The organism is Sphingomonas sp. LH128 (assembly GCF_000293195.2).
GTDB lineage: Bacteria > Pseudomonadota > Alphaproteobacteria > Sphingomonadales > Sphingomonadaceae > Novosphingobium > Novosphingobium resinovorum_A.
In genome coordinates, this window is sequence record NZ_ALVC01000212.1 from 1 (window position 1) to 5,388 (window position 5,388).

Annotated in this window: 10 protein-coding genes; 5 read left to right on the forward strand and 5 right to left on the reverse strand. The window is 62.1% G+C overall.

Annotated features, from left to right (window positions below):
* From LH128_RS16980 to lysC, 4 genes are all read left to right on the forward strand, one after another.
* On the forward strand, positions 1-293 hold a 293-nt coding region (locus LH128_RS16980; protein WP_008830897.1), incomplete at its 5' end, for a lysozyme.
* 4 nt (positions 294-297) lie between these two features.
* Entirely contained in the window at positions 298-663 is a 366-nt protein-coding gene (locus tag LH128_RS16985) for a phage holin family protein (protein ID WP_008830898.1), read from the forward strand.
* Positions 660-1,040, forward strand: coding sequence for a hypothetical protein (locus LH128_RS16990; RefSeq protein WP_008830899.1), 381 nt, complete (start codon positions 660-662; stop codon positions 1,038-1,040). Before LH128_RS16985 ends, LH128_RS16990 begins: the two co-directional genes overlap by 4 nt.
* A complete protein-coding gene (gene lysC, locus LH128_RS34625; protein WP_327195202.1) occupies positions 970-1,239 on the forward strand; it encodes an Rz1-like lysis system protein LysC in 270 nt (89 codons plus the stop codon). The genes LH128_RS16990 and lysC overlap by 71 nt, the downstream gene beginning before the upstream one ends.
* A gap of 178 nt (positions 1,240-1,417) precedes the next feature.
* Here the strand turns inward: lysC and LH128_RS16995 are convergent, their stop codons facing one another.
* The 4 genes from LH128_RS16995 to LH128_RS17010 form a co-directional block, all read right to left on the reverse strand.
* The gene (locus tag LH128_RS16995; RefSeq protein ID WP_008830900.1) at positions 1,418-1,669 is read right to left on the reverse strand and encodes a hypothetical protein; all 252 of its coding nucleotides are present in this window, start codon (positions 1,667-1,669) and stop codon (positions 1,418-1,420) included.
* Between the two features lie 91 nt (positions 1,670-1,760).
* Positions 1,761-1,967 carry a hypothetical protein gene (locus LH128_RS17000; protein WP_008830901.1) on the reverse strand — a complete coding sequence of 69 codons (207 nt, stop codon included), beginning with the start codon at positions 1,965-1,967 and terminating at the stop codon, positions 1,761-1,763.
* A gap of 209 nt (positions 1,968-2,176) precedes the next feature.
* Positions 2,177-2,443 carry a hypothetical protein gene (locus LH128_RS17005; protein ID WP_327195203.1) on the reverse strand — a complete coding sequence of 89 codons (267 nt, stop codon included), beginning with the start codon at positions 2,441-2,443 and terminating at the stop codon, positions 2,177-2,179.
* Between the two features lie 8 nt (positions 2,444-2,451).
* Complete coding sequence (locus LH128_RS17010) at positions 2,452-2,721, reverse strand: hypothetical protein (RefSeq protein WP_008830903.1); 270 nt, start codon at positions 2,719-2,721, stop codon at positions 2,452-2,454.
* A gap of 73 nt (positions 2,722-2,794) precedes the next feature.
* Here LH128_RS17010 and LH128_RS31460 point away from each other — a divergent pair, with 73 nt between their 5' ends.
* Positions 2,795-3,205, forward strand: coding sequence for an HIRAN domain-containing protein (locus tag LH128_RS31460; RefSeq protein WP_008830904.1), 411 nt, complete (start codon positions 2,795-2,797; stop codon positions 3,203-3,205).
* A gap of 549 nt (positions 3,206-3,754) precedes the next feature.
* On the opposite strand, the gene LH128_RS17025 is transcribed toward LH128_RS31460, so the two are convergent.
* Positions 3,755-5,017, reverse strand: coding sequence for a site-specific integrase (locus LH128_RS17025; protein WP_172705098.1), 1,263 nt, complete (start codon positions 5,015-5,017; stop codon positions 3,755-3,757).
* Positions 5,018-5,388 lie beyond the last annotated feature (371 nt).

A 5,388-nucleotide genomic window follows, 5' to 3' on the forward strand; every position in this document is an offset into this window, starting at 1 on the left:
GGACGCAGGCGCAGTGCGACGCCAGGTTCGATGTGGACATCGTCAGTTACATGAACGAGGTCGCGGCCTTTCTTGGAAAGGCGGCGACCACGCAGAACCAGTTCGATGCGCTGGTCTCGTTCCACTATAACACCGGCAAGATCGAGTCCTCGACGCTCGGCAAGCTTCACAAGGCCGGAGACTTCGCTGGTGCACAGGCCCAGTTCGGCAAGTGGATCTACAACGACGGCAAGCCGATGACCGGCCTCAAGAACCGGCGCGCCGACGAGGCAGCGCTCTATGGGAGCAAGTAACCAGGTGGAAAACTTCTCCCTGTCCGATTGGCTTACCGCGCTCGGCTACACGGCGCTGGCGGCTATCGGCGGCTTGCTGGGTTACACCATGCGCGAGCACGACAAGGGCAACGAGCTGAGCGGGCGCCGCGCCTTCGTCGAGGCGGCATCGTCCGGGTTTGTCGGGTTCCTCGTCATGCTGATCTGCCGCGCGATCGGGCTCGACCCGCTGTGGTCGGCTCCGGCCGTGGGCATCTTCGGGTGGCTCGGTGCGAACGTGTCGATCCGGCTGCTGGAGCGGCTGGTTTACGAGAAGCTGGGGATCAAGCTGCGCGCCAACACCGAGGAGCGCATCACCGGGGGCAATGGAAACCAAGGAGACCAGCCGTGAGTGTGCTGTTCGCAAAGTTCCGATCCGAGATCTTCGGCATGATCGGGGTGCTCGCCGTCTGCGGCGTCGGCGCCCTTATCATCGCCTGGCTGCATATCCAGCGGCAGGACGACCAGATCTCCACGCAGGCGACGCAGATCACCGCCCTCGCGGACGCGAACAAGGGGTGGGTCGTCTACATGAAGCGCCGCGACCAGCTGCGCGACGCGGAGCAGCGCAGCACGCTGCTGTTGCAGGACAAGCTGACGCTGATCGAGGGTCAGAACGCCGCGAACGCCGCGCAACTCCAGAAGCTGAGGGACGAAAATGCCGAAGTTCGCGAATATCTGTCTCGCCCTATCCCTGCTGACCTGCGCCGCCTGCTCGACAAGAAGTGAGGTCGCGTCCGCGCCGCCTCCCGCTTACGAGGGTATTCCGGCCGGGCTTATGGCGCGTTGCACAGTAAAGGACGTGAAGTTGGTGACGACGGGTGACCTCGTCGCGAGCCGCGACGCCTACATCGAAGGGTTCGAGAAGTGCGCGGCCAAGGTCGACGCGATCCGCGCGCATGATGCCGAGGCTCGGGCGGTGAGGTAGCACGTGACCGAACTTGTCATTTCCAGAGCAAGCTCGATGGTGTACCTATCCCCCGCGACCCGAAGGGCTCTGCAGCCCTTGCACTAACTGGCCCGGACCTCATCAGAGCGCCGGGCCTTCTTGCATTCTCCGGCATTCCATGGGCGCCCAGGCTTCGGCCTCGGGCGCCTTTTTCCGTTTAGAATGGCAATACGGGGTTCTCGACGTACCGCACCGCTGTCACCCTATCAGGGCTACAGACGATCGCCGCGTTTTCAGGGATCAGGCCATGCGTGTACTCGCATCGGACCATTCCTTCGACGGCGCTCAGTGCGCGCACCTTCACCCACCCTAAATCGGGGAGATCAATGAGCAGTTCGACGGCCTTCTCGTCATCCGCTGCATCAAGCCACTCGTGAGCCTGTCGCAGGCAAATTTCGCTATTCGTCATCCATCATCCTTTCCTGATCACGGTATCCAAGGATCTGGCCAAGAGTCGAGGCAACGGGCCACCCGCATCGTGGATAGGGCTCTCGAGAAGGTCAGGCGGCGCGCCGGATCTCGCGGGCCTTGCTGACCACTAGTTCCACCGGCACCGCCAGATACCACTCGCGTTGGCTTTCGTCCCAGGATGCAAGTTCCAGTTTGATCGCGTCGGCCATGGCATCGTCGATGCTGGGTCGCCACGGGCCTCGTGCCTGCCCGAACACCGCGATCCGAAAGCGCGCACGATATTCGTCCGCGCTCATAGCCCGAGCGCCGGAAGAGCGCCGAGCGCTGCGATCAGGCATCTCCGCGCCCAGCGCACCTCGGTTTCCGTCGGCGCACGCCCCTCTGACCGGCGAAGGATGGCAGCGGCACGCTCTGCTTGCAGGTAGGCGGGTATGTCATGGCTATTGTCGTTCTGACTGGGCGAGTTGCCGATCACGTCGAAATCCAGTTCTGGCGAAGCGCCGTATCAGAGGTGAAGGAGCGATAGCTGCATCTGGTCGTCGTTACCCTCGCTGCCAGCCCCGGCCGCCTGCTTCTCCCAGCTCTTCGGCGCGTCTGTCGCCAGCCGTTCGGGCGCGACGAGGTCGCGGGTCAGTTCGACCTTTTCCCGCAGGCGCTGGAGGACCGCCGGGAAGATGTCGCGCAGTTGGCGGCAATCATCGCGGGTCGCTCCGTCTCGTTCCGCCAGGGCGAAACGGTGCTCAGCCAGCGTGATAAGCGCATCGTCAGTCATCGGCCCGATCACAGCGCGGCCCAGTCCAGTTCGGCGTCGTCGACCGCGTCGAACATCTCCGGATCGGCGCCAGTGTCGCCCAGCCGCTTGCGCACGGCATCCGGGCCGCCGTCCTTCGGAAACCCGCGATCGGTCGTCGCGATCGTGGCAAGCTGGCCGATGAAGCCGCCCCGGCTGGTCTGCTCCAGCACCCAGCGACCGAACGGGATCGCCTTTTCAGGGGCATCCGCGACGTTGATGCGGAAGCCGGCGGCGTCGTGTCTGTCGAGACTACCCATCGTCAAAATCCTCTATGCGAATCGGGTCCCATCCTTTTAATCCGTTCTGGATATGTTCTCAAGGGAGGTGCGGATGGGATGGAACGACTTCAGCTTGCCAGCGATCGGCGAGCGGCACGACAATGAGGACGGCTCCAGCCGCCAAGCCGAACTTGCGATCTGCACACCGGGTGAGGAGGTGCGGCTGGTGCGCGAGCCGGATAACCCGCATGACCGCATGGCCGTCGCCGTCGTCAGTTGCCGCGGCATCAAGGTTGGGTATCTCAAGCGGGACCGCGCTGTCTGGATCGGCAGCAAGATCGATCGGGGCTATGACGTGCGCGCGATCGTTGAGCGCGTGAAGGGCTCACATTTGCCCGAGGCCATCCTCGGCCTGGTCATGCGTGTGAACATGGATGGGGAGGAGCCTGAGCTACCGTTCTCGCTTCGCCCAGCGCCTTTTCGCCGACAAGAGGCGGTGATAGCCTGCGCGTATGACAATTGACCCGCTTGAACGGGGCGCCCGAGCCCTTGCCGCCGCCTACAACTTCCGACCCGACGATTCTTGGAGTGACCAAGCGTACGATACCGCGCCCGCCATGGCCCCGCCCGAGGTGCCGCAACAGCTTCCGGCATGGGAGCACTTCAAGGTCGCTACGATCGAGGCATTGCGGAAGTGCGAGTGCGACGATCCTCATGCCACGAGCAAGGGGAGTGAAGACGAAAGGATCTTCGAGGCAATGGAGGGGGCAGGGCTTGTTACTGCCGTTTATTCCGGCGGGGAGACGACCACATGGGCGCTGACAGAGGATGGAGAAGAGGCTCTGCGACAGTCGCCGTCCCCGTAGGTTCGAATCCCTCTCAACCGCCACGCGGAGGCAAATTTTCAATCCATGGTATCAGGCATGGCATCGGCGAAATGAGGTGAATAAATATGCAGCTATATCAATTCATTATGTGCTTGATGTAGCTGCCACCCTCTCCGCCACGACTTTCCTAACCGATTGTCTTTCCTCGACTTTTTGAAACAGCGTCGCTTTCCACCGTCCCGGTGCTACAAAGTGGTGAGCGTTCCCGCTGGCGGGGACGCCCTGTTCAATGGCGCACCGACGCTAAACCTCGGCAGCAAGCTGACAGCACGAGCTAGAACGTCCACCGGCCACTCACCGTATGTTTCGCCAACGCTGCGCGGCGCGTGGCCCTGAATGGCGTCGCGCACCTCGGGCTCCATACCTGCTCGACGGGCAAGCGTTTTGTATAGGTGCCTCCAGCCATGATTGGGTTGGACATGAGGGTCATCAACGCCAAGGTCGCGCACCCACGCGGCCAAGCGCTCGCCGACCTTTCGATAATGGGGGTTGCCAGCAGACCCACCTCTACCGCGCGCCGGATCGAAGAAGATTGGCCCCTCGCCTGCTTTTTGGGCAATCCTAGGCAGACCCTGCTCGACCAGATGCGGATGCAGCGGCACCATACGCGCCTGTCCACTTTTGGTCGAACCAGCTTCCGGCGTGATCCGCATCACCCAGAAACCTTCGACCTCGGTAATGTCGCAACCGCGCATTTGCGCGATCTCGCCGACACGCGCGCCGGTGTAGGCGCAAATCCACGGAATCCACCGTCGAGCGAGGGCATGTTCAGGACTGATCTTGCCATGTTCCCTGCACAGGGATGCCGACAATATCGTTCGCGCTTCCGCAGAGGTGAAGCTGGGGCCTCGCGGGCGGTGCCGCTTCGGCACGCGCACTGACACCCCAGCAGCAGGGTTGGCGTCGAGCTTCCGATTTTCGACGCCCCATGCGAGCACGACCTTGATGGCAGCCAAATAAACTTCACGGATCGTCCTACCACTCACTCCCTGACGAGCGAGCGCCTCCTTCCAGCCAATGATGTCGTCAGCGCTGATGCGGCGCGGCTCGTCATGCCCGAGATGCCCAACAAGATGACCGATCACCGGACGCCAACGCTTGATGGTCGCGGGCGACGGTTGGCGCTCGCGTAGGTATCCCTCGAAGATTGCCATCAGGTTCGGCGAGGAAGCCTGTCTGCGGACGGCGTTCGTCGGCTTTGCAGGAAGTGCGTTGATTGCGGGCGCAGGAGATGGATCGTCGAGCCGTCCAGCTTTGGCCCTCTCAATGAAATCACGAAAATGTTGGATGACCGGAGCCGCCAGACGATTGGCATCCGATTTGGAAACCCTCCCAAGGCGGCGGGTCAGGTTCGTCTTGCCGATCGTCGTTCGAAGGGCGGCGGGCACCACAATGCGGACTTCGAATCCGCCATCACTCGACACTCGAACATGCGTCATCAGCCGCATTTTGTAGCACCACTTTGTAGCACCGGGACGGTGGAAAGCGACGCTGTTTCAAAAAGTCGAGGAAAGACAATCGGTTAGGAAAGTCGTGGCGGAGAGGGTGGGATGCCGTTCTCCGATCTCGCCGATTTGGTAATAGCGTTCGCTTGTTGAGTGCCGGATATGCCGGATTGTAGCGGTTTTGTGTAGTGTTGAGTTCGACGGAGAGGGTGTCCGTCGAACTCACGGGAAGCGGGCATGAGTGAGGACGTCGAACGGCACGGCTTTGATGATGGTGACGTGAGTGCCCCCTGCCCGATCTGCCGGGGCGATCCGCTCGATCCTCACTTCATTGAGATGGTCGAGCGGGAAGCAGCGCTGCCGGGTCAGGTGAT

Excerpts from the sequence above, each read along its gene's own strand:
- lysC (WP_327195202.1), top strand. The coding sequence starts at position 970 with ATGCCGAAGTTCGCGAATATCTGTCTCGCCCTATCCCTGCTGACCTGC.
- LH128_RS16995 (WP_008830900.1), bottom strand. The coding sequence starts at position 1,669 with ATGACGAATAGCGAAATTTGCCTGCGACAGGCTCACGAGTGGCTTGAT.
- LH128_RS17000 (WP_008830901.1), bottom strand. The coding sequence starts at position 1,967 with ATGAGCGCGGACGAATATCGTGCGCGCTTTCGGATCGCGGTGTTCGGG.
- LH128_RS17005 (WP_327195203.1), bottom strand. The coding sequence starts at position 2,443 with ATGACTGACGATGCGCTTATCACGCTGGCTGAGCACCGTTTCGCCCTG.
- LH128_RS17010 (WP_008830903.1), bottom strand. The coding sequence starts at position 2,721 with ATGGGTAGTCTCGACAGACACGACGCCGCCGGCTTCCGCATCAACGTC.
- LH128_RS31460 (WP_008830904.1), top strand. The coding sequence starts at position 2,795 with ATGGGATGGAACGACTTCAGCTTGCCAGCGATCGGCGAGCGGCACGAC.
- LH128_RS17025 (WP_172705098.1), bottom strand. The coding sequence starts at position 5,017 with ATGCGGCTGATGACGCATGTTCGAGTGTCGAGTGATGGCGGATTCGAA.